Consider the following 22720-nt stretch of genomic DNA (forward strand, 5'->3'; position numbering starts at 1 on the left):
GGAGCTGTGGACGAGGGTCTGTTCGGGACACCGGACGATTCCGGTGACGCGGTCGAGTCCGGTGCGGCCGGTCGGCCCGCGCCGCCGCTCGCCGTCCGGATGCGTCCGGCGTCGCTCGATGAGATCGTCGGCCAGGAACATCTGCTCGGCGGGCGTTCGCCGCTGCGGCGGCTGATCGCCGGTTCGGGTGCCGCGTCGGTACTGCTCTACGGTCCGCCCGGCACCGGCAAGACCACGATGGCCTCGCTCATCAGCCAGGCCACCGGCGGTCGTTTCGAGGCGCTCTCGGCACTCTCGTCGGGTGTCAAGGAAGTCCGTGCCGTCATCGACATGGCCCGGCGACGGCTGGCGCACGGACAGCAGACGGTGCTGTTCATCGACGAGGTCCACCGGTTCTCGAAGACTCAGCAGGACGCGCTCCTGGACGCCGTGGAGAACCGGATCGTGCTGCTGGTGGCGGCGACCACGGAGAATCCGTCGTTCTCGGTGGTCGCGCCGCTGCTGTCGCGGTCGCTGGTGCTCCAGTTGCGATCGCTGACCGACGACGACGTCAAGACCGTGCTGCGCCGGGCCGTCGCCGATCCGCGCGGCCTCGACGGCTCGGTGGAACTGTCTGACGAGGCGCTCGACCACCTGGTCGCGGTGGCGGGCGGTGACGCGCGGCGCGCGCTGACCGCACTGGAGGCGAGCGCGGACGCGGCCGAGGCCGGCGATGTGATCGAGGTCGCCGACGTGGAAGCCGCCATCGACCGGGCCGCGGTCCGCTACGACCGCGACGGCGATCAGCACTACGACGTCACGAGTGCCTTCATCAAGTCGATCCGCGGATCGGATGTCGACGCCGCGCTGCACTATCTGGCGAGGATGATCACCGCGGGGGAGGATCCCCGGTTCATCGCGCGGCGATTGATGATCCACGCCAGTGAGGACATCGGCATGGCCGACCCGACGGCGCTGCAGGCGGCCGTCGCCGCCGCGCAGGTCGTTCAGATGGTCGGGATGCCCGAGGCGCAGCTCGCGTTGGCCCAGGCCACCATCCATCTGGCGACCGCGCCGAAGTCCGGTGCGGTGACTTCGGCGCTGGGGAAGGCGATGACCGATGTGGCGGCGGGCAAGGCCGGCGCCGTCCCGCCGCATCTGCGCGACGGTCATTACGCGGGAGCCAAGAAGTTGGGCAACGCGATCGGATACCGGTTCCCGCACGACGACCCCGACGGGGTGCTGGCGCAGCAGTACGCACCGGACGCGCTCGTCGGCGTCGACTACTACGAGCCGACCGACCACGGATTCGAACGGGAACTCGCCCCGCGCGTGGGTCGTCTGCGCTCCATCGTGCGCGGGCTCACTTCCCGGGGGCGCTCCCGCAGGTGACGCGCCGGTGGGGCGTAAACTCGACTGTTGATTCTCTGCCCGACTTCTACGAAGGACACCGCCGCAGTGCAGACGCATGAAATCCGGAAGCGATTCCTGGATCACTTCATCCGCGCCGGACACACCGAGGTGCCGAGCGCCTCGCTGATCCTGGACGATCCGAACCTTCTGTTCGTCAACGCCGGCATGGTGCCTTTCAAGCCCTTCTTCCTCGGCGACCAGACACCGCCGTACACCCGCGCGACGAGCGTGCAGAAGTGCGTGCGCACCCTCGACATCGAAGAGGTCGGGATCACCACCCGCCACAACACCTTCTTCCAGATGGCGGGCAACTTCTCCTTCGGCGACTACTTCAAGCGCGAGGCGATCCGGTTCGCTTGGGAACTGCTGACCAATTCGGTCGAGGACGGCGGATACGGCATCGACCCGACGAGGCTGTGGCCGACGGTGTACCTCGACGACGACGAGGCCGAGAGCATCTGGCGCGACGAGATCGGCGTGCCGTCCGAACGGATCCAGCGGCGCGGCATGGCCGACAACTACTGGTCGATGGGCGTGCCCGGACCGTGCGGTCCGTGTTCGGAGATCTTCTACGACCGCGGCCCCGAGTACGGCGTCGAAGGCGGTCCCGAGGCCGACGAGGACCGGTACATCGAGATCTGGAATCTCGTCTTCATGCAGAACGAACGCGGTGAGGGCACCAGCAAGGACGACTACGAGATCCTCGGCCCGCTGCCGAAGAAGAACATCGACACCGGCATGGGCATCGAGCGGGTCGCCTGCCTGCTGCAGGGCGTCGACAACGTTTACGAGACCGACCTGCTCAAGCCGATCATCGACCTCGCGTCCCGCCTCACCGGCCGCGAGTACGGAGCGGGCAAGCACGAGGACGACGTCCGCTTCCGCGTGGTCGCCGACCACGCCCGCACCGCGGCGATGCTGATCGGCGACGGTGTGGTTCCCGCGAACGACGGTCGCGGGTACGTGCTGCGCCGACTGCTGCGCCGCATCGTGCGGTCCATGCGGCTGCTGGGGTCGGGCACCACCGGCGCCGGCGAGGCCACGATGGAGCGGATCATCGCCGAAGTGATCGATGTGATGAGCCCGTCGTACCCCGAATTGGAGCAGCAGCGGGCCCACATCCTGTCGGTCGCGGTGGCCGAGGAGACCACCTTCGCCCGGACGCTGGCAGCGGGCTCCAAGCTGTTCTCGGAGGCGGCCGACGCCACCAAGAGGGCCGGAAGCACCTCGATCAGCGGCAGCGACGCCTTCACCCTCCACGACACCTACGGCTTCCCGATCGACCTGACCCTGGAGATGGCGGCCGAAGCGGGTCTGGAGGTGGACCGCGAGGGCTTCTCCGAGCTGATGGGCGAGCAGCGCCGCCGCGCGAAGGCCGATGCGAGTGCGCGCAAGTCGTCGCACGCCGACCAGTCGGTGTACCGCGAGTTCCTCGACCGCGGACCCACCGAGTTCACCGGTTTCGACGAACTGGTGTCGGAGGCTCGCGTGCTGGGCCTGGTGGCCGACGGACAGCGTGTCCGGTCCGCCGCCCCCGGCACCGAACTGGAACTGATCCTCGACCGCAGCCCCCTCTACGCCGAGTCGGGCGGCCAGATGGCCGACCGGGGAACGATCACCACCGGAGACGGTGTGCGGCTGGCCGTCCGAGACGTCCAGAAGGTCGGCAAGAAGGTGTGGCTGCACCGGGTGGTGGTCGACGAGGGCGAGATCGTCGAGGGCGACGAGGTGCTCGCCGCGGTGGACGCGGGCTGGCGTCACGGCGCCACTCAGGGGCATTCGGGGACGCACATGGTGCACGCCGCGCTGCGGGAGGTCCTCGGCCCCACCGCCACCCAGGCCGGTTCGCTGAACCGTCCGGGTTACCTGCGTTTCGACTTCCATGCAGGCAGTGGGCTCACGGACGCTCAGCGCGAGGAGATCGAGCGGATCGCCAACCAAGCGGTGGAAGCCAACTACGCGGTGAACACCTTCGAGACCGATCTGGCGAAGGCCAAGGCGATGGGTGCCATGGCGCTGTTCGGCGAGAACTACGGTGACCGCGTCCGGGTGGTCGAGATCGGCGGACCGTTCTCGATGGAACTCTGCGGCGGCACCCATGTGGCGAGCTCGGCGCAGATCGGTCCGATCACGGTGATCGGCGAGTCGTCGGTCGGGTCGGGCACCCGCCGCGTCGAGGCATACGTCGGCATGGACTCCTTCCGCTACCTCTCGCGGGAGCGTGCCCTGATGGCCGGCCTGGCCGCGTCCCTCAAGGTGCCCTCCGAGGAGGTGCCCGATCGGGTCGAGCAGTTGGTCCTGAAGCTCAAGGAGGCCGAGAAGACCGTCGCGGCACTGCGGGCGGAGCAGTCCCGGGCAGCGGTCGCGGGCCTGATCGACGAGGCCGTCACCGTCGGTGACACGCTGCTCGTGGCGGCCCGCGTCGCGGACGGTGTGGACGCGAACGGCCTGCGCGGACTGGTGACCGACCTCCGTGGCCGCGTCGCCGACCGCAATGCGGTTGTCGCACTCTTCTCGTCGGCCGACGGCAAGGTCCCGTTCGCGATCGGCACCACCGACGCCGCGCGCGCGGCCGGTGTCAAGGCGGGCGACCTCGTGAAGGAACTGGCACCGCTGGTGTCGGGCCGGGGCGGCGGCAAGCCGGACCTGGCACAGGGCTCGGGCACCGACGCCGCGGGCATCGACGCCGCTCTGGCGCGGCTGCGCGAGGTCGTCGGCGGCCGGTGATCTCACCTCGCGGACGCCGCATCGCCATCGACGTGGGAAGCGTGCGCGTCGGGGTCGCGGTGTGCGACCCCGACGGAATCCTGGCGACCCCGGTCGAGACGGTCCGGCGCGCCAAGGACGGTTCCGACGTGGCGCGGATCGTGGAGATCATCGCCGAGTACGAGGCGATCGGCGTGGTGATCGGCCTGCCGCGGACACTGCGCGGCGAAGAGGGACCGGCGGTCCGTGCCGCGCGGTATTTCGGACGTCAACTGGCGGCCGAAGCCGACGGAGTCGCGATCGAGTTCTACGACGAGAGGCTCACCACAGTCACTGCGACTGCTGCGCTGCGTGCGTCGGGAGTGAAAGCGAAAGACGCGCGTGCCGTCGTGGATCAGGCTGCGGCTGTCGCTATCCTTCAGGGATGGCTCGACGCGCAACGATGAGCCGCCAGCCGACGAGGAGGAATCTCTCAAGTGTCTGACCAGGACGACCCGCGCAGCGAAGGATCCGGCGGACGATTGCCGTCTGACGGAGACCGGCGCCGCTACTTCGCGGAGTCGATGGGCGCCGGACAGTCGGGCAACCGGCATCGCCGCCGGCGTGCGCCCGGTGATCCGACGACGACGGGCAGCATTCCGATCGTCCGGGTGGGGGATTCACTGCCGGATCCGACGATCGAGTACCGGACCCCGGAGCCGCCTGCCGGCGAGCCGTCGCCGTACTTCCAGGTCCAGTACCGCCCGACCGAGGTGGAGGGGCTGAGCTTCACCGAACCGCGGACCTCGCCGCACTCGACGGAACCGCCGACGATCGTGAACCCGCCGGCACGTCACGCGCAGGAGCAGCAGACTCAGGTCCCGCAGACTCAGGTGCCCCAGACCGAGGTCCCACAGACTCAGGTCCCACAGGCTCAGCCGGTGCAACAACCCGAGCCGACCGGTCTCTTCGACATCCTGGATGTCACGCAGGACGACGTCACCCCGGGCGAGACCACCGGATCGCACGCCCGGTACGACGCGCCGCCGGCGGAGTACGCCGCCACCGACTATGCGCCGACCGACTATTCATCGGCTGAGTATGCGCCGGCCGACCATGCACCTGCCGAGTACGCGTCCGCGGACCCTCGAGCCGCGGGCACCGTGGGCCAGGACGTCGCGGCGGCGGGCTATGCGCCGGCCGGCGCCGCCGATGAGGACGCCGATCTCGTCGATCGTCCGATGCCCGCCCGCAAGCGCAACCGCAAGGTGGTCGTCGCCGTTCTGGCGATCCTCCTCGTGGTCATCCTGGTCCTGGCGGGCATCGCGCTGAAGGCGCTCGGCGTCTTCGACTCCAGCACCGACTACGACAGCAGCACCGGGCACGGCTCGGCGCTGGTGGAGATCCAGAGCGATGCGACGGTGCGTGACATCGGCGACACTCTCACCGACGCCGGCGTTGTCGGCAGCCGCAAGGCCTTCGTCAACGCCACCGGCAACGACACCGTCGCCGCGGGCTTCTACAAACTGCCCAAGGGCATCTCGGCCGAGGCGGCGGTGCAGAAGATGCAGGGCAGCGACAATCGCGTCGGTTTCATGGTGGTGCCCGAAGGTCTGCAGCTCGATACCAAGAAGGGCGTCGACGGCAAGACGACGCCGGGCATCTTCCAGCGGATCGCCGACGCGACGACGGTGAAGACCGACGATCAGACCTACGGGGTCACCGTCGATCAGCTGATGGAGGCCGCCGCGACCGCCAGCGCCACCGAACTCGGCATCCCGTCGTGGGCGCTCGAGGCGTTCAACCGGCTCGGCAACGACCATCGCCGGATCGAGGGGCTCATCGCCTCGGGTGCGTGGGAGGATCTCGACCCGCGGATGTCCGCCGTGGAGATACTGCACACCCTGATCACCAACTCCGACAAGCGCTTCACGGCATGGGGCCTGCAGTCCGACAACAACACCGGACTCACGCCCTACCAGAACCTGGTGACGGCGTCGATCGTCGAACGCGAGGCGAACAAGGACGAGGACTTCCCCAAGGTCGCCCGCGTGATCTTGAACCGGCTCAAGGCCGGACAGCGGCTGGAGATGGATTCGACGATCAACTACACCGCGGCCGTCACGGACGTCGATGTGCGCGGTGACGTCTACAAGGACGAGAACGCCTGGAACACCTACCAGCACGAGGGCTTGCCGATCACACCGATCGGTGCGGTCGGTGAGCGTGCGCTCCACGCCACGCTGAATCCCGCCAGCGGCGACTGGCTGTACTTCGTCACCGTCGACAAGCAGGGCACCACGCTGTTCTCGAAGACCTTCGACCAGCACAAGAAGAACCGTCAGGTGGCGTGCAAGAACAAGCTCCTGACCACCGGCTGCGAATGACGGGCGAGAATCCCGTGGACCCCGTACCACGCAAGGCCGCGGTGCTCGGCTCGCCGGTGGCGCACTCCAAGTCCCCGGCGCTGCACCGTGCGGCCTACCGGGCGCTGGGTCTGCGAGGCTGGACGTACGAGGCCATCGACACCACGGCGGAGCAGCTTCCCGACCGTGTCTCCCGCGCGGGTGCCGAATGGATCGGTTTCTCGGTGACCATGCCCGGCAAGCTCGCGGCGCTGGCCTTCGCCGACGAGCGGACGCGCCGAGCCGAATTGATCGGATCGGCCAACACCCTGGTGCGCACCGACGCCGGGTGGCGGGCCGACTGCACCGACGTGGACGGGATGACCGGCGCGCTGGCAGCGGCCGGACTCCCGGCCGGGGCATCGCGAGCCGTGGTGATAGGCGCGGGCGGAACCGCTCTGCCGACGCTAGCGGCGCTGGCCGACGCCGGCGTCTCAGCGGTGTCGATCGTCGCACGCAGTGCCCAGCGGGCGCGCGGCGCGTGCGACCTCGCCGAGCAACTCGGCCTGTCGGTGGAGGTGGTGCCCTTCGACGGCGGCGCGACGGTGCGTCAGGCGTGCGCGGCCGCCGACGTCACCGTGTCGACAGTGCCGGCGCCGGCCGCCGAGGCGCTGATTCCGGCGGTGACCGCCACGCCGCGCCTGATCGACGTGATCTACGACCCGTGGCCGACGCCGCTCGCCGCCGCGACGGCCGCCGCCGGCGGCACCGTGGTCGGGGGACTGGTGATGTTGTTGAACCAGGCCTACAGCCAGGTGGAGCAGTTCACCGGCAGACCTGCCCCGAAGGCCGCCATGGCTGCGGCGGTCGGTCTGGCGCTCTGAGTCGACCCCGGTCGGGTGTCGGGGCCTGTGGATCGGGTGATTGTCGCGGTCCACAGGGGACGAGGACGCTCGAGCGATGGTCCCCGAACTTCTGGCAGCCGCCTGGCTTCTGCTCGTCGCCGCGATCGACCGCCGGACCGGGCGCATCCCGAACTCCGTGGTCGTTCCGGCGATGGTGGGCACCGCCGCCGTGGCGGTGTGTCTGCCCGTCGTCGGAGCGTCGGCGGCGGTCGCCGTCGTGCCGTATGTGCTGGGCTTCGCGCGCGGACACTGCGGTGGCGGCGACGTCAAGCTCGCCGTGCCGTGCGGCGCGTTGGTCGGTGAACCGATCGTGAGCGGCCTCGTCGTGGTGGCGGCGGCGGTGATCTCCCTCGTGACCTGCGGTGTCGCCAGAAAGACCAGCCTGCCGCACGGGCCCGCACTCGCGGCGTCGACCATCCTGTTCCTGCTGCTGACATGACCGGTGCGCGACGGCGGAACCGTCCGGAGTGCCTGCCTGTGCCGCCGGTGGACCCTTCTGGAACAATTGACCATTGTGTTGCGCTGGATAACTGCCGGAGAATCCCATGGCCCGGCCCTGGTGGCCCTCGTCGAGGGGATGGTCGCCGGAGTGGAGATCACCTCGTCCGACATCGCCGAACAACTGGCCCGCCGCCGGCTGGGCTACGGCCGCGGCGCCCGTATGAAGTTCGAGGCCGACAAGGTCACGATGATCGGCGGAGTCCGCCACGGGCTGACGATGGGCGGCCCGGTGGCCGTCGAGATCGGCAACACCGAGTGGCCCAAGTGGGAACAGGTGATGTCGGCCGATCCGGTCGACGCCGAGGAACTCGAGGGCAGCGCGCGCAATGCGGCGCTGACCCGCCCGCGACCCGGGCACGCCGACTACTCCGGCATGCTGAAATACGGCTTCGACGACGCCCGTCCGGTGCTGGAGCGGGCGAGCGCACGGGAGACGGCGGCGCGCGTCACCGCGGGCACGGTGGCCCGGAACTTCCTGCGGCAGGTCTTCGGCATCGAGATCGTCTCGCACGTCGTCTCGATCGGTGCGAGTACGCCGTACGACGGTCCCGCGCCGACCGCCGCCGATCTGTCGGCGATCGACGAGAGCCCGGTCCGCGCCTTCGGCAAGGACGCCGAGCAGTCGATGATCGACGAGATCGAGGCCGCCAAGCGCGACGGCGACACGCTCGGCGGCGTCGTCGAGGTGATCGCCACTGGTGTCCCGATCGGACTCGGCTCGCACGTCAGCGGCGAGACAAGGCTCGATGCTCGGCTGGCCGCGGCCCTGATGGGCATCCAGGCCATCAAGGGCGTCGAGGTCGGTGACGGCTTCGAGACGGCGCGGCGTCGCGGCAGCCAGGCCCACGACGAGATGGTCCCCGGAGCCGATGGGGTGCTTCGCTCCACCAATCGTGCGGGCGGGCTGGAAGGCGGGATGACCAACGGCGAGTCGGTCCGTGTCCGGGCCGCGATGAAGCCGATCTCGACGGTCCCTCGGGCGCTGTCGACCGTCGACATGACCACGGGCGAGCCCGCCACCGCCATCCACCAGCGCAGCGACGTGTGCGCCGTGCCCGCCGCGGGTGTGGTCGCCGAGGCGATGGTCGCGCTGGTGCTGGCACAGGCGGCGCTGGAGAAGTTCGGCGGCGACTCGGTCTCCGAGACCGCCGCCAACCTGCGCAGCTACCTCGACGTGATCGAGAGCCGTCCGCCGCACCCGCAGTCGTGACGGCACAGGCCACCGGCCGTCCGGCCGCGGTTCTCGTCGGCCCGATGGGAGCGGGCAAGTCGACCGTCGGCCGCGCACTGGCCCACGCTCTCGGCGTCGCCTTCTGCGACACCGACGACGAACTCGAACGCCGCTCCGGCAGAAGCATCCCGGACATCTTCGCCGCCGACGGCGAACCGGCCTTCCGCCGGCTGGAGTCCGAGGTCGTCACCGACGTTCTGGGCCGGTTCGACGGTGTGGTCTCGCTGGGCGGAGGAGCGGTGATGACCGACACGATCCGCGAGGCGCTCGCCGGCCACGCCGTGGTGTATCTCAGGGTCGGCCCCGACACCGGGTTCGCGCGCGTCGCGGCGTCCGACCGACCGTTGCTCGCCGACCCCGACCCACGTCGGCGCTATGCGGACCTGCTGTCGCGCCGAGAACCGACCTATCGCGCCGTCGCGGCCGTCGAGGTGGACGCGGCCCGGAACCCGCAGACTGTCGTCGACGACATCCGGGCCCGACTGCAGGCGGTGCGGGCCGACCAATGAACGCCGACCAATGAACATGGGAGATCAGGCATGACCGAACCGGTGAAGGTCGCCGTCCGCGCGGCGAGTCCCTACGACGTGACGATCGGCCGGGGTCTGCTCTCCGACGTCGCCGAAGCGGCGCAGGGCGCCGATCGCGTGACGATCGTCTATCAGCCGACCCTCAAGGCCACCGCTGAGCAGATCCGCGAGTATCTGGCCGAACAGGGCTTCGATGCGCATCGCGTCGAGATCCCGGACGCCGAGGAGGGCAAGGACCTCTCCGTCGCCTCCTTCTGCTGGGAGGTCTTCGGACGCATCGGCATGATGCGCAACGACAAGGTCATCAGCCTGGGCGGCGGTGCCGCCACCGACCTCGCCGGTTTCGTGGCCGCGACGTGGATGCGGGGCATCGGCGTCATCCACGTGCCGACCACGCTGCTGGCGATGGTCGACGCCGCGGTGGGCGGCAAGACCGGCATCAACACCGATGCCGGAAAGAACCTCGTCGGGTCGTTCCACGAGCCCGACGCCGTGCTCATCGATCTCGCGACGCTGGAGACGGTCCCGCACAACGAGGTCGTCGCCGGGCTCGCCGAGGTCATCAAGACCGGATTCATCGCCGATCCGGTGATCCTCGACATGATCGAGGCCGACCCCGGTGCCGCCCTCGACCCGAAGGGGACGGTGCTGCCGGAGCTGATCCGCCGGTCGGTCCAGGTGAAGGCAGACGTCGTGTCCGCGGATCTGAAGGAGTCCTCACTGCGGGAGATCCTCAACTACGGTCACACGCTCGGTCACGCGATCGAACGCCGTGAACGCTACAAGTGGCGCCACGGTGCCGCGATCTCCGTCGGCATGGTCTTCGCCGCCGAACTCGGGCGGCTCGCGGGCCGGCTCGACGACGAGACCGCCGACCGCCATCGCCGGATCCTCGAACTCGTGGGTCTGCCCACGACCTACGACGAGGACGCGCTCGGCGAACTCCTCAAGACGATGGCCGGCGACAAGAAGAACCGGTCGGGCATGCTCCGATTCGTGGTGCTCGACGGTCTGGCGAAGCCCGGCCGTCTGGAGGCTCCGGACCCGTCGCTGATCGCGGCCGCCTACTCGGCCGTCGCCTCCGGCGGAGCCTCGGGCCCCGCCCCGATCATGCTGTGAGCGGTTCGAGGGTGGGATGATTTCGACTCGCTCCGCTCGCTCAACCACCCTGGATGTGAAGTGCCCACCGGCAGGCCGGCTGAGCGGGCCGCCCCTCAGGCTGGCTGAGCGGGCTGCCCGGCAGGCTGGCTGAGCGGGCTGCTCCTTAGGCTTGTTGAGCGAGCGAAGCGAGTCGAAACCCCCTCACAGCACAAACAACAGCGGGCCGGGAACCTCGGAGGTTCCCGGCCCGCCGTCGTGGAGACGATGCTCAGGCAGTGGTGGCCAGCTGAGCGGTCTGCGCTTCTGCTGCTTCCTGCGCCTTCAACTCGGCCTTCCGCTGGTCGCGGCGGACGAAGAAGCGCCCGAGGCTGACGCCGAAGAACGCGGGCAGGTAGACGATGAGGGTGATGAACGAGACGCCGGCGGTCATCTCGATCCAGAAGGAGGCCTGGCCGATACCGTTCAGCCAGAAGGTTCCGAGGATCCAGCACACGAGGCACGACACGACGGCGGCCACGAGGCCGACCTTGAGCCAGCGCATCGTGAGATCCTCGTAGTCGTCGGGGTCGCTGTGCGCGCGGGCGTCCCTGATGCCGTCGTATCCGCCCCAGATCACCGCGATCAGCACCACGGCGATCACCGCGAGCCAGCGTCCGAGTGGCGAGGACAGAGGTGCCGTGATGACGACGACACCGAGAATGATTCGGGCGGCGATGTGCACAATCGACATCACGGCGCCACGCAGTAGCCACGAACTCATGGATGCACCATACCGGGGAGGAACATGTTCAACAACGCTGACATGCGGAAAGAACCGGCGCACGCCGAGGCCGGCGCGACGATCGCGGCCAGGCGCGCTCGATTGTCCCGGGCATTGGGAGACGACGCGGCGGGGGACCAGGTGGACGCGATCGTCGTGTCGAACCTGGTCAACGTGCGTTACCTCACAGGTTTCACCGGCAGCAACGCGGCGGTCCTCGTCTGGGCCGAGCGGCCGGAGCGGCCCGAGGACACGATCTCGACGGACGGCAGATATGTGTCGCAGGTGGCCGCACAGGTACCCGACCTGCCGGCGCTGATCGCCCGCGACTGCCCGCGCGCCCTCGTCGAGCACGCCGCCGGCCTGCGCCCGCGCGTTCGGATCGGCATCGAGGCGGACGCGATGTCGGTGGCGGCGTTCACCGACCTGTCGCAGCACGCCGGCGCGGAACTGGTCCCGCTGCGCGGAACTGTGGAAGCGCTGCGCGCGGTCAAGGACGCCGGTGAAGTGGAATTGATCACGTCAGCGTGCCGGATCGGCGACGAGGCCCTCGCCGCTCTGATCGAACGCGACGCGATCGTCCCGGGCCGCACCGAGCGCGCCGTGGCGCGCGACCTCGAGTGGGAGATGTACGTGCGCGGCGCCGACGCCATCGCCTTCGAGACGATCGTCGCCGCCGGGCCGAACTCGGCGATCCCGCACCATCGCCCCACCGATGCGGTGCTCGCCGACGGCGACCTGGTCAAGATGGATTTCGGCGCGGTCGCCGGCGGCTATCACTCGGACATGACCCGCACGTATGTGCTGGGGGCCGCGGCGGCGTGGCAACGCGAGATCTACGAGATCGTCGAGGCCGCGCAGCTCGCCGGCCGCGAGGCCCTCGTTCCCGGCGCCGACCTGGCGGGGGTCGACGCCGTCGCCCGCGAGGTGATCGCGGACGCGGGGTACGGCGAGTACTACGTGCACGGTCTGGGGCACGGGGTGGGGTTGGAGATCCACGAAGGTCCGGGAATCGGGGCCGCCGCGAGCGGTACACTGCCTGTCGGCGCAACGGTCACCGTTGAACCCGGGATCTACCTGCCCGGGCGCGGCGGCGTGCGGATCGAAGACACCCTGGTGGTCACCGATGCCGGACCGCGATTGCTGACGACCACCCCGAGGGCGCTCCGCGCCCTGTGACTTTCCGAGGAGACAACACATATGGCGTCGACCGCCGACTTCAAGAACGGCCTCGTCCTCAAGATGGAGGGCGACCAGCTCTGGCAGATTCTGGAGTTCCAGCACGTGAAGCCGGGCAAGGGCCCCGCGTTCGTGCGCACCAAGATCAAGAACGTCCTGTCGGGCAAGATCGTCGACAAGACCTTCAACGCCGGAGTCAAGGTGGAGACGGCGACCGTCGACCGTCGCGACATGACCTACCTGTACAACGACGGCACCGACTACGTCTTCATGGACGGCGAGACCTTCGACCAGATCACCATCGCCCCCGAGGTCATCGGCGACGGTGCGCGCTTCCTGCTGGAGAACATGACCGTCCAGGTCTCGACCCACGAGGGCGCGCCGCTGTCGGTGGAGCTCCCGGTCACCGTCGAACTCGAGGTCCAGCACACCGACCCGGGTCTGCAGGGCGATCGATCCACCGGCGGCTCCAAGCCCGCCACGCTGGAGACCGGCGCCGAGGTCCAGGTGCCGCTGTTCATCAACACCGGCGACAAGCTGAAGATCGATTCCCGCGACGGCAGCTACCTCGGCCGCGTCAACAGCTGACACACCGCACCACCGACGTTCCCCGAGCAAGACAGGCACTGCGACTCACGTGAAGAAACCCGGTACCCGCCACAAGGCGCGCAAGCGCGCGGTGGACCTTCTGTTCGAGGCGGAAGCCAAGGGCGTGAAGGCCACCCAGCTGATCGCTGAGCGGCGCGAGATCTACCCCACCGACGACAGCGTCGGAACGATGTACGAGTACACCGTGCGCGTCGTCGAGGGTGTCACCACGGACGCCTCCCAGGTGGACGCCGTGATCGAGTCGCATCTGGAGAACTGGAAGCTGCACCGGCTCCCGGCGGTCGACCGCGCCATTCTGCGGCTGGCCGTCTGGGAGCTGCTGTACGCGACCGACGTCGACATCGACGTCGTGCTCGACGAGGCCGTCGAGCTCGCCAAGGAGCTCTCGACGGACGATTCCCCGTCGTTCGTCAACGGCGTCCTCGGCAAGGTCGCCGAACTGGCCCCTCAGGTCAGGGCGGCGGCCTCGGCGGAGTAGACTGGCTGCTCGAGAGCAAGTTCTGGCTCGACAAGAGAATTTCCTTTAACGACCCGTCCAGTGAGGCGGAGAAGGAGGTCGACTTGGCTCCGCCGGTCGATCGTGCGCGCCCTCAGCGTGTGTTACTCGACGCTTCTGACGTCGGGCGCACGGTGGCACGCATGGCACATCAAGTGATCGAGAAGACCGCTCTGGACGCTCCCGACGCCCGTCGGGTCCTGCTCATCGGTATCCCCACGCGGGGCACCTCGCTGGCAGTGCGGCTGGCCGAGCGGATCGCCGAGTTCTCCGGCGTCCGGGTGCCGACCGGCTACCTCGACATCACGCTCTACCGCGACGACCTTCGCGACAAGCCCCATCGCCCGCTCGAACGGACGCTCGTCCCCGAGGGCGGCGTCGACGGCGCGCTGGTGATCCTCGTCGACGACGTCCTCTTCTCCGGCCGCACCGTGCGCGCCGCGCTCGACGCGCTGCGCGATCTCGGCCGTCCGTCCGCGGTGCAACTCGCGGTGCTGGTCGATCGCGGCCACCGGGAGTTGCCCCTGCGCGCCGACTACGTCGGCAAGAACGTCCCGACCTCCCGGGACGAGGACGTCGAAGTCCACCTGGTGGAGCACGACGGGATCGACGAGGTGGTGCTCCGATGAAGCACCTGCTCTCCGCCGCCGACCTGTCCCGCGGCGACGCGCTCGACATCCTCGACGAGGCCCAGCGGTTCGAGCAGGCGCTCGCCGGCCGTGAGGTCCGCAAACTCCCCACCCTCCGCGGCCGGACGGTGATGACCGTCTTCTACGAGAACTCGACGCGCACCCGCGTCTCGTTCGAGGTCGCCGCCAAGTGGATGAGCGCCGATGCGATCAACGTCAGCGCATCGAGTTCGTCGGTCAACAAGGGCGAGTCGCTGCGCGACACCGCCAAGACGCTGCGCGCCCTCGGCGCGGACGCCCTGGTGGTGCGGCACCCGGCATCCGGCGCGGCCGCCCAGGTGGCGCGGTGGACCAACGACGGCAGCGATGTCACCGGCCTGCCGACCACCGGCCCGTCGGTCATCAACGCCGGCGATGGCACGCATGAACACCCCACGCAGGCGCTCCTCGACGCCTACACGATTCGCCAGCGTCTGGGCGGTTTCGAAGGTCGCCGCGTGGCGATCGTCGGCGACATCCTGCACTCGCGCGTGGCGCGGTCGAACGCCCGGCTGCTCGCGACCCTCGGTGCCGAGGTGGTCCTCGTGGCACCGCCGACCCTGCTGCCGACGGGCGTCGAGACGTGGCCGGTCCGGGTCGCCACAGATCTGGACGCCGAGCTTCCGGCCGCGGACGCGGTGATGATGCTCCGGGTCCAGGCCGAACGCATGAACGGCGGATTCTTCCCGAGCGCGCGCGAGTACGCGGTGCGCTACGGGCTCTCGGACACCCGCATGGCGATGCTGCGCGACGACGCCGTGGTGCTGCATCCAGGCCCGATGCTGCGCGGCATGGAGATCGGCTTCAACGTCGCCGACACCCCGCAGGCCACCGTCCTCGAACAGGTCCGCAACGGCGTCCACGTCCGCATGGCGGTGCTGTTCCGCCTCATCGCGGGAGCCGAGGAGTCCATCGGCGGACCCGACAGCAGAACACCCGACAGCAGCGCCCCCGACGATTCCCGAGGAGTGAAGTAGTGTCCGTCACCGGTTCGGTCCTGATCACCAACGTCCGGCCCTACGGTGACGGCGACCCGGTGGATGTCGCCGTCGTCGACGGCGAGATCACCGCGATCGGCGCCGGCCTGCCGGCTCCCGAGGGGGCGGACACGATCGACGGCGGAGGCGGCGTACTGCTTCCCGGCTTCGTCGATCTGCACACGCATCTGCGCCAGCCCGGCCGCGAGGACACCGAGACCGTCGAATCGGGCTCGCGAGCGGCGGCGCGCGGCGGCTACACGGCGGTCTTCGCGATGGCGAACACGGACCCGGTGGCCGACAACGCCTCGATCACCGATCACGTGTGGCGCCTCGGCCGGGAGATCGGTCTGGTGGACGTGCACCCGGTGGGTGCGGTCACCGTCGGACTCGCCGGCGAGCAACTCGCCGAGATGGGCATGATGGCCGACGGCGACGCTGCGGTGAAGCTGTTCAGCGACGACGGGAAGTGCGTGCACGATCCGGTCATCATGAAGAGGGCGCTCGAGTACTCGAAGGGGCTCGGAGTGTTGATCTCGCAGCACTCCGAGGATCCGCGGCTGACTGTGGGAGCCGTCGCGCACGACGGTCCGACCGCCGCGCGGCTGGGTCTGACCGGCTGGCCGCGTGCCGCCGAGGAGTCGATCGTCGCGCGCGACGCGCTGCTGGCGCGCGATGCCGGGGCCCGGGTGCACATCGCGCACGCGTCCACGGCGGGCACGGTCGAGCTGATCCGCTGGGCCCGCGGCCAGGGGATCGAGATCACCGCGGAGGTCACTCCGCACCACCTGCTGCTGGACGACTCGCGGCTGGAGACCTACGACGGCGTCAACCGCGTCAACCCGCCGCTGCGCGAGGAGACCGACAAGACGGCGTTGCGGGCGGCACTCGCCGACGGGATCATCGACTGCGTCGCCACCGACCACGCACCGCATGCGGCGCAGGAGAAGTGCTGCGAGTTCTCGCAGGCGCGACCGGGGATGCTGGGTCTGGAGACGGCGCTGTCGATCGTGGTGGAGACGATGGTCCGGCCCGGACTGCTCGACTGGCGCGGCGTCGCGCGAGTGATGAGCGAACGGCCGGCGCAGATCGTCGGCCTCGACGACCAGGGGCGGCCGATCGCCGTCGGTGAGCCGGCGAATCTGACGATCATCGATCCGGACGGTTCGTGGGAGGTCCGCGGCCAGACACTGGCCAGCAAGTCCGGCAACACCCCCTACGAGTCGATGCGGCTGCCGGGCGTCGTGCAGGCGACGGTCCTGCGCGGTCGGGTCACGGCGGCGCGGGGACCCGCGGCGCTCGACGACACGGTCTTTGACCCGGCGTTCGGCGAGACGGCGGGTGAGTGGCGGTGAACGAGGTCCTGTACTACGTGGTGGTCACCGTCGTCGCCCTCGCGGTGTGGCTGACGCTGGTGGCGATGGTGGTGCGCGGCTGGCGCAACCGGGGCCGCAGGCAGGCGGAGAGCGTCGGAGAACTGCCGGTGGCGCCCGCCGACCCGGGAGAGCTCATCCGCGGCCCGCACACCGGCCTGTACCTCGGCAGCACGATGGCGCCGAGCTGGCAGAACCGCATCGCGGTCGGCGACTTCGGAGACCGCGCCAACGCTCAGCTGTCGGCGTTCCCGGCCGGATTGCTCATCGAGCGCTCGGGCGCCTCGCAGATCTGGATCCCCGAGGAGTCGATCGTGGCGGTCCGCACCGAACGCGGGCTCGCGGGCAAGGCGATGAGCCGCGACGGTGTGCTGGTGATCCGCTGGGCGCTGCCGACGGGGATCCAGGTGGACTCCGGGCTGCGCGCCGACGACAAGTCGGTCTATCCGGAGTGGGTGGCGGCCTACGAGGAGATCACCGAGAAGGCTTTCCGCGAGCTCGAACTCACGGACGAACATGAATCTGGCACCAAGAAGACGAAGAAGAGAGACAAGTGATGAACAAAGCGGTGATGGTGCTGGAGAACGGCCAGGTTTTCACCGGTCAGGCGTTCGGCGCCACGGGACGCACTCTGGGCGAAGCGGTCTTCTGCACCGCGATGACCGGATACCAGGAGACGTTGACCGACCCGAGTTACCACCGGCAGATCGTCGTCGCGACGGCGCCGCAGATCGGTAACACCGGCTGGAACACCGAGGACAGTGAGAGCCTGCTCGGCAAGCGTTCGTCGGTCCGGTGGTCGGCGGACTTCATCGACCACCAGGATCCGGGGAAGATCTGGGTTGCCGGATACGCGGTCCGCAACCCCACGCGACGCGTCTCCAACTGGCGAGCCGGCTCGTCGCTCGAAGACGAGCTGATCGGTCAGGGAGTGGTCGGCATCGCGGGCATCGACACCCGCGCACTGGTGCGCGTGCTCCGGGACAGCGGATCGATGCGCGCCGGGATCTTCTCCGGCGATGCGATCGGCAGCACCGAGGAGATGCTCGACGCGGTCCGCGCCCAGCCGTCGATGGCCGGTGCCGATCTCGCGGCGCAGGTCAGCACGTCCGAGCCGTACATCGTCGAGGCGGCCGGCGGGGAGGCGAAGTTCACCGTCGCCGCGCTCGACATGGGCATCAAGGCCAACACCCCGCGCATGCTGGCCGCCCGCGGAGTGGAGGTGCACGTGCTCCCGTCAGACGCCACCTACGCCGACATCCGCGCTCTGAACCCGGACGGTTTCTTCCTGTCGAACGGGCCGGGCGACCCGGCGACCGCCGACGCGGCCGTCGCGCTGACCAGCGAGGTGATCGACGCGGGACTGCCGACGTTCGGCATCTGCTTCGGCAACCAGATCCTGGGACGGGCCTTCGGCCGCAGTACCTACAAACTCAAGTTCGGTCACCGGGGCATCAACATCCCGGTCCTCGACACCACCACCGGCCGGGTCGCCATCACTTCGCAGAACCACGGCTTCGCCCTCGAGGGCGAAGCGGGCGAGGAGTTCGACACCGACCTCGGCCGTGCCCGCGTCTCCCACGTCTGCGCCAACGACGGCGTCGTGGAGGGTGTGGAGCTGCTGTCCGGCCAGGCGTTCTCCGTGCAGTACCACCCGGAGGCCGCGTCCGGACCGCACGACGCCGCCAACCTCTTCGACAAGTTCGTCAACGTGATGGAGAACTCCGCCATGAAAGGAACCCGCGCGTAATGCCTCGCCGTACAGACATCTCCCACGTTCTGGTGATCGGGTCCGGCCCGATCGTCATCGGCCAGGCCTGCGAGTTCGACTACTCGGGCACCCAGGCCTGCCGGGTGCTCAAGGCCGAGGGCCTGCGCGTGTCGCTGGTCAACTCCAATCCGGCCACGATCATGACCGATCCCGAGTTCGCCGACGCCACGTACGTGGAGCCGATCACTCCGGAGTACATCGAGAAGGTCATCGAGACCGAGGCCGCCGGCGGCCACCCGATCGACGCCGTGCTCGCGACCCTGGGCGGTCAGACCGCGCTCAACGCGGCGGTCGGCCTGCATGAGAAGGGCATTCTCGCCAAGCACGACATCGAGCTGATCGGCGCCGACTTCGACGCCATCCAGCGCGGCGAGGACCGCCAGATGTTCAAGGACATCGTCACCGAGATCGGTGGCGAGAGCGCCCGCTCGCGGGTCTGCCACACCATGGAGGAGGTGCACGCGACCGTCGAGGAGCTCGGCTACCCGGTGGTGGTGCGGCCGTCGTTCACCATGGGCGGACTCGGCTCCGGCATGGCCTACGACGAAGCCGATCTGGACCGGATCGCCGGCGGCGGCCTGGCGGCCTCGCCCACGGCGAATGTCCTGATCGAGGAGTCCATCCTCGGCTGGAAGGAGTACGAGCTCGAGCTGATGCGCGACAACAAGGACAACGTCGTCGTGATCTGCTCGATCGAGAACGTCGATCCGGTCGGTGTGCACACCGGCGACTCGATCACCGTCGCACCCGCGATGACGCTGACCGACCGCGAGTACCAGATCATGCGCGATCAGTCGATCGCCATCCTCCGCAAGGTGGGCGTCGACACCGGCGGTTGCAACATCCAGTTCGCCCAGAACCCGCGCGACGGCCGCCTGGTGGTCATCGAGATGAACCCGCGAGTGTCGCGCTCGTCGGCGCTGGCGTCGAAGGCGACCGGTTACCCGATCGCCAAGATGGCGGCCAAGCTGGCCATCGGCTATTCGCTCGACGAGATCATGAACGACATCACCCGGGTCACGCCCGCGTGCTTCGAGCCGGCGCTCGACTACGTGGTCGTCAAGGCTCCGCGTTTCGCGTTCGAGAAGTTCCCGGGCGCCGACGACACACTCACCACCACGATGAAGTCGGTGGGCGAGGCGATGAGCCTGGGCCGCAGTTTCGCCGAGGCTTTTGGCAAGGTGATGCGATCACTGGAGACCAAGGCGGCGGGCTTCTGGACCGAGGCCGACCGGCCCGACCCGGCGACCATCGACACCGAGGCGCTGCTGTCGGAGGTGTCGGTCGGCAGGGACGGCCGCATGTACAAGATCATGCTGCTGCTGGAGGCGGGCGTCGGCATCGACCGGATCTACGAGGCGACCTCGATCGACCCGTGGTTCCTGGCCGAGATCGACGGCATCCGACAGATCGGTCACGAGGTCCGCGACGCCGAGAGCCTCGACGAGTTCACCCTGCGGGTCGCCAAGAGCAACGGACTCTCGGACCGCCAGATCGCAGTCCTCCGCGGTACCGACGAGGACGCGATCCGCGAACTGCGGACGGGCATGGGCGTGCGCCCGGTCTACAAGACGGTCGACACCTGCGCCGCCGAGTTCGAAGCGAAGACCCCGTACCACTACAGCTCCTACGAACTCGATCCGGCGGCGACCACCGAGATCGCCGCGCAGACCGAGCGGCCCAAGGTGCTGATCCTGGGCTCGGGACCCAACCGAATCGGCCAGGGCATCGAGTTCGACTACTCCTGCGTCCACGCCGCGCTCACGCTGTCGGAGGCCGGCTACGAGACGGTCATGGTGAACTGCAACCCGGAGACGGTCTCCACCGACTACGACACCGCCGACCGCCTGTACTTCGAGCCGCTGACCTTCGAGGACGTCCTGGAGGTGTACCACGCCGAATCGCAGTCGGGCACCGTCGCGGGCGTCATCGTCCAACTCGGCGGGCAGACTCCGCTGGGGCTCGCCGCACGGCTCGAGGCCGCGGGCGTGCCGATCGTCGGCACCAGCCCGGCCGCGATCGATCTGGCGGAGGACCGCGGCGAGTTCGGCAAGGTACTCGTCGAGGCGGGCCTGCCCGCACCGCAGTTCGGGACCGCCACCACCTTCGAGGGCGCCAAGGACATCGCGGCCGGAATCGGCTACCCGGTGCTGGTCCGCCCGTCGTACGTGCTCGGCGGCCGCGGCATGCAGATCGTCTACGACGAGCAGGGGCTGGCCGACTACATCGCGAACGCCACCGAGATCTCCGACGACCGCCCGGTGCTGGTCGACCGGTTCCTGGAGGGCGCCGTCGAGATCGACGTCGACGCGCTGTGCGACGGCGACGAGGTCTACATCGGCGGCATCATGGAGCACATCGAGGAGGCGGGCATCCACTCCGGCGACTCGGCGTGCGCGCTGCCCCCGATCACGCTCGGCGCCGATGTGGTGGAGCGGGTGCGGACCTCGACCGCGGCGCTGGCCAGGGGTCTGGGCGTGCGCGGCCTGATGAACGTTCAGTACGCGCTCGCCGGCGACGTGCTGTACGTGCTCGAGGCCAACCCGCGGGCGAGCCGCACGGTGCCCTTCGTCTCGAAGGCCACCGCGGTGCCGCTGGCGAAGGCGTGCGCGCGAGTCATGCTGGGCATGTCGATCGCCGAACTGCGCACCCAGGGCATCCTGCCCGCGGAGGGCGACGGTTCGGTCACCCCGGCGAACGCCCCGGTGGCGGTCAAGGAGGCCGTGCTGCCGTTCAACCGCTTCCGGCGGGAGGACGGGACCGGCGTCGACTCGCTGCTGAGTCCCGAGATGAAGTCGACCGGTGAGGTCATGGGACTCGACGACGATTTCGGCCGCGCCTTCGCCAAGTCGCAGGAGGCGGCCGGGGGAGCGCTCCCTCGCTCGGGCACGGTCTTCGTGTCGGTGGCCGATCGCGACAAGGCCTCGATCATCTCCCCGATGAAGCGCCTCGCCGACCTGGGCTTCACCGTTCTCGCCACCGGCGGTACCGCGGACGTGCTGCGCCGCAACGGTATCCAGGTGGAGACCGTGCGCAAGTACTTCGAGGCCAAGGAGGGTGAGCGGACCGTCATCGACGCCATCAGAGAGCGCAAGGTGGACCTCATCATCAACACGCCGTTCGGCACCGCCGGACCGCGCGTCGACGGGTACGAGATCCGTGCCGCCGCGATCGCCGCGACGGTGCCGTTCATCACCACCGTGCAGGGTGCGGGCGCCGCGGTGCTCGGCATTGAGGCGACGCTGAACGCCACGATGAGCGTGCGATCACTGCAGCGCCGCCACGCGGAGATGCAGGCGGGCAAGTGATGGAAGCTGTCAAGTGATAGAGGCGACGGCACGATCGTCCGGTTTCGCGGCGCGATACCGGGCGGTCGTCGCCGAGCGCGGACGGCTGTGCGCGGGAATCGACCCGCACGGGGCGCTGCTCGAGCAGTGGGGTCTGCCGGTGACCGTCGACGGGCTGCGCGCCTTCGCCGACGCCTGCGTCGAGGGCCTCGGTCCCACCGCCGCCGTCATCAAACCGCAGGTCGCCTTCTTCGAGGTCTTCGGCGCCGCGGGCTTCGCGGTCCTGGAGGATGTGATCGCCGGCTGCCGAGAGGCGGGGGCGGTGGTCCTCGCTGACGCCAAGCGCGGCGACATCGGCTCCACCATGGCGGCGTACACCGCGGCATGGCTCGACGACGCGTCGCCCCTGTGCTCCGATGCGGTGACCCTCTCGCCGTACCTGGGTTTCGGATCGCTCGAACCGGCTGTTCACAAGGCGCGGACCACCGCGCGCGGCGTCTTCGCCCTCGCCCGCACCTCCAATCCCGAGGGCGGCTCGGTGCAGACGGCCGACGCCGGCGGTCGGACCGTCGGACAGTCGATCGTCGACGCCGCCGCGGAGGTGAACGCCGATGGCTCCGGAACGGTCGGCGTGGTGGTCGGCGCGACACGCGAACACGGATTGGATCTGAGCCGCCTGGCCGGTCCCGTGCTGTCGCCGGGATTGGGCGCTCAGGGCGCCACCGCGGCCGATCTGGCCCGGATCTTCGACGGTTCGGATCCGTCGTGGCTGCTGCCGGCGGCCAGCCGCAGCATCCTGCGCGCGGGACCCGATCCGGCGGCCCTCGCGACTGCGGCGTCCGCGACCCGAGACGAGGTCGAGGCGGCGCTGCGGTAGCCGCTCACCACTGACGCGACACTCGACTACGGA

The 22720-nt window shown here is 69.4% G+C and carries 20 protein-coding genes; 19 read left to right on the forward strand and 1 reads right to left on the reverse strand.

Annotated elements, in window-relative coordinates; all coding sequences use genetic code 11:
- Positions 1–6: 6 nt before the first annotated feature.
- From ACK8HH_RS08710 to aroB, 9 genes are all read left to right on the forward strand, one after another.
- Positions 7–1371, forward strand: a complete 1365-nt coding sequence (locus tag ACK8HH_RS08710; RefSeq protein ID WP_062367520.1) for a replication-associated recombination protein A — start codon at positions 7–9, stop codon at positions 1369–1371.
- A gap of 66 nt (positions 1372–1437) precedes the next feature.
- Entirely contained in the window at positions 1438–4119 is a 2682-nt protein-coding gene (alaS, locus tag ACK8HH_RS08715; protein WP_045539257.1) for an alanine--tRNA ligase, read from the forward strand.
- Complete coding sequence (gene ruvX, locus ACK8HH_RS08720; RefSeq protein ID WP_006894791.1) at positions 4116–4544, forward strand: Holliday junction resolvase RuvX; 429 nt, start codon at positions 4116–4118, stop codon at positions 4542–4544. The genes alaS and ruvX overlap by 4 nt, the downstream gene beginning before the upstream one ends.
- 30 nt (positions 4545–4574) lie before the next feature.
- Positions 4575–6464, forward strand: a complete 1890-nt coding sequence (gene mltG, locus ACK8HH_RS08725; RefSeq protein ID WP_006894792.1) for an endolytic transglycosylase MltG — start codon at positions 4575–4577, stop codon at positions 6462–6464.
- Positions 6461–7306 (forward strand): shikimate dehydrogenase, encoded by an 846-nt coding sequence (locus ACK8HH_RS08730; protein WP_006894793.1) that lies wholly within the window; start codon positions 6461–6463, stop codon positions 7304–7306. The genes mltG and ACK8HH_RS08730 overlap by 4 nt, the downstream gene beginning before the upstream one ends.
- Before the next feature lie 76 nt (positions 7307–7382).
- A complete protein-coding gene (locus ACK8HH_RS08735; protein WP_278127272.1) occupies positions 7383–7766 on the forward strand; it encodes a prepilin peptidase in 384 nt (127 codons plus the stop codon).
- A 57-nt stretch (positions 7767–7823) separates the two neighbouring features.
- Entirely contained in the window at positions 7824–9038 is a 1215-nt protein-coding gene (gene aroC, locus ACK8HH_RS08740; RefSeq protein ID WP_039866780.1) for a chorismate synthase, read from the forward strand.
- Positions 9035–9568: a shikimate kinase gene (locus ACK8HH_RS08745; RefSeq protein WP_278127273.1), complete on the forward strand. Its 534-nt coding sequence runs from the start codon at positions 9035–9037 to the stop codon at positions 9566–9568. Before aroC ends, ACK8HH_RS08745 begins: the two co-directional genes overlap by 4 nt.
- Before the next feature lie 30 nt (positions 9569–9598).
- A complete protein-coding gene (gene aroB / locus ACK8HH_RS08750) occupies positions 9599–10708 on the forward strand; it encodes a 3-dehydroquinate synthase (RefSeq protein ID WP_006894799.1) in 1110 nt (369 codons plus the stop codon).
- Positions 10709–10958: 250 nt separating this feature from the next.
- On the opposite strand, the gene ACK8HH_RS08755 is transcribed toward aroB, so the two are convergent.
- Positions 10959–11450: a B-4DMT family transporter gene (locus tag ACK8HH_RS08755; RefSeq protein WP_006894800.1), complete on the reverse strand. Its 492-nt coding sequence runs from the start codon at positions 11448–11450 to the stop codon at positions 10959–10961.
- A 24-nt stretch (positions 11451–11474) separates the two neighbouring features.
- Here ACK8HH_RS08755 and ACK8HH_RS08760 point away from each other — a divergent pair, with 24 nt between their 5' ends.
- The 10 genes from ACK8HH_RS08760 to pyrF all read left to right on the forward strand — a co-directional run bounded on the left by ACK8HH_RS08760 (position 11475) and on the right by pyrF (position 22687).
- Positions 11475–12629: an aminopeptidase P family protein gene (locus ACK8HH_RS08760; RefSeq protein ID WP_231875729.1), complete on the forward strand. Its 1155-nt coding sequence runs from the start codon at positions 11475–11477 to the stop codon at positions 12627–12629.
- A 21-nt stretch (positions 12630–12650) separates the two neighbouring features.
- On the forward strand, positions 12651–13217 hold the full coding sequence (gene efp, locus ACK8HH_RS08765; RefSeq protein WP_006894802.1) for an elongation factor P: 567 nt from the start codon (positions 12651–12653) through the stop codon (positions 13215–13217).
- A 49-nt stretch (positions 13218–13266) separates the two neighbouring features.
- Positions 13267–13716, forward strand: coding sequence for a transcription antitermination factor NusB (nusB, locus tag ACK8HH_RS08770; protein WP_006894803.1), 450 nt, complete (start codon positions 13267–13269; stop codon positions 13714–13716).
- A gap of 83 nt (positions 13717–13799) precedes the next feature.
- Positions 13800–14363 (forward strand): bifunctional pyr operon transcriptional regulator/uracil phosphoribosyltransferase PyrR, encoded by a 564-nt coding sequence (gene pyrR, locus ACK8HH_RS08775; protein WP_006894804.1) that lies wholly within the window; start codon positions 13800–13802, stop codon positions 14361–14363.
- Complete coding sequence (locus tag ACK8HH_RS08780; protein ID WP_278127274.1) at positions 14360–15379, forward strand: aspartate carbamoyltransferase catalytic subunit; 1020 nt, start codon at positions 14360–14362, stop codon at positions 15377–15379. The genes pyrR and ACK8HH_RS08780 overlap by 4 nt, the downstream gene beginning before the upstream one ends.
- Positions 15379–16734, forward strand: a complete 1356-nt coding sequence (locus ACK8HH_RS08785) for a dihydroorotase (RefSeq protein WP_006894806.1) — start codon at positions 15379–15381, stop codon at positions 16732–16734. Before ACK8HH_RS08780 ends, ACK8HH_RS08785 begins: the two co-directional genes overlap by 1 nt.
- Positions 16731–17309 carry a hypothetical protein gene (locus tag ACK8HH_RS08790; RefSeq protein ID WP_039866783.1) on the forward strand — a complete coding sequence of 193 codons (579 nt, stop codon included), beginning with the start codon at positions 16731–16733 and terminating at the stop codon, positions 17307–17309. Before ACK8HH_RS08785 ends, ACK8HH_RS08790 begins: the two co-directional genes overlap by 4 nt.
- Entirely contained in the window at positions 17309–18502 is a 1194-nt protein-coding gene (gene carA, locus ACK8HH_RS08795) for a glutamine-hydrolyzing carbamoyl-phosphate synthase small subunit (RefSeq protein WP_006894808.1), read from the forward strand. The genes ACK8HH_RS08790 and carA overlap by 1 nt, the downstream gene beginning before the upstream one ends.
- Entirely contained in the window at positions 18502–21831 is a 3330-nt protein-coding gene (gene carB, locus ACK8HH_RS08800; protein ID WP_006894809.1) for a carbamoyl-phosphate synthase large subunit, read from the forward strand. The genes carA and carB overlap by 1 nt, the downstream gene beginning before the upstream one ends.
- 13 nt (positions 21832–21844) lie before the next feature.
- A complete protein-coding gene (pyrF, locus tag ACK8HH_RS08805) occupies positions 21845–22687 on the forward strand; it encodes an orotidine-5'-phosphate decarboxylase (RefSeq protein ID WP_278127276.1) in 843 nt (280 codons plus the stop codon).
- Positions 22688–22720: the final 33 nt, after the last annotated feature.

The organism is Gordonia sp. LUNF6 (assembly GCF_047041125.1).
Classification (GTDB): domain Bacteria; phylum Actinomycetota; class Actinomycetes; order Mycobacteriales; family Mycobacteriaceae; genus Gordonia; species Gordonia sihwensis.

Excerpts from the sequence above, each read along its gene's own strand:
- carA (WP_006894808.1), top strand. The coding sequence starts at position 17,309 with ATGAACAAAGCGGTGATGGTGCTGGAGAACGGCCAGGTTTTCACCGGT.
- ACK8HH_RS08735 (WP_278127272.1), top strand. The coding sequence starts at position 7,383 with ATGGTCCCCGAACTTCTGGCAGCCGCCTGGCTTCTGCTCGTCGCCGCG.
- ACK8HH_RS08730 (WP_006894793.1), top strand. The coding sequence starts at position 6,461 with ATGACGGGCGAGAATCCCGTGGACCCCGTACCACGCAAGGCCGCGGTG.
- efp (WP_006894802.1), top strand. The coding sequence starts at position 12,651 with ATGGCGTCGACCGCCGACTTCAAGAACGGCCTCGTCCTCAAGATGGAG.
- ACK8HH_RS08755 (WP_006894800.1), bottom strand. The coding sequence starts at position 11,450 with ATGAGTTCGTGGCTACTGCGTGGCGCCGTGATGTCGATTGTGCACATC.
- ACK8HH_RS08760 (WP_231875729.1), top strand. The coding sequence starts at position 11,475 with ATGTTCAACAACGCTGACATGCGGAAAGAACCGGCGCACGCCGAGGCC.
- aroB (WP_006894799.1), top strand. The coding sequence starts at position 9,599 with ATGACCGAACCGGTGAAGGTCGCCGTCCGCGCGGCGAGTCCCTACGAC.
- ACK8HH_RS08780 (WP_278127274.1), top strand. The coding sequence starts at position 14,360 with ATGAAGCACCTGCTCTCCGCCGCCGACCTGTCCCGCGGCGACGCGCTC.
- carB (WP_006894809.1), top strand. The coding sequence starts at position 18,502 with ATGCCTCGCCGTACAGACATCTCCCACGTTCTGGTGATCGGGTCCGGC.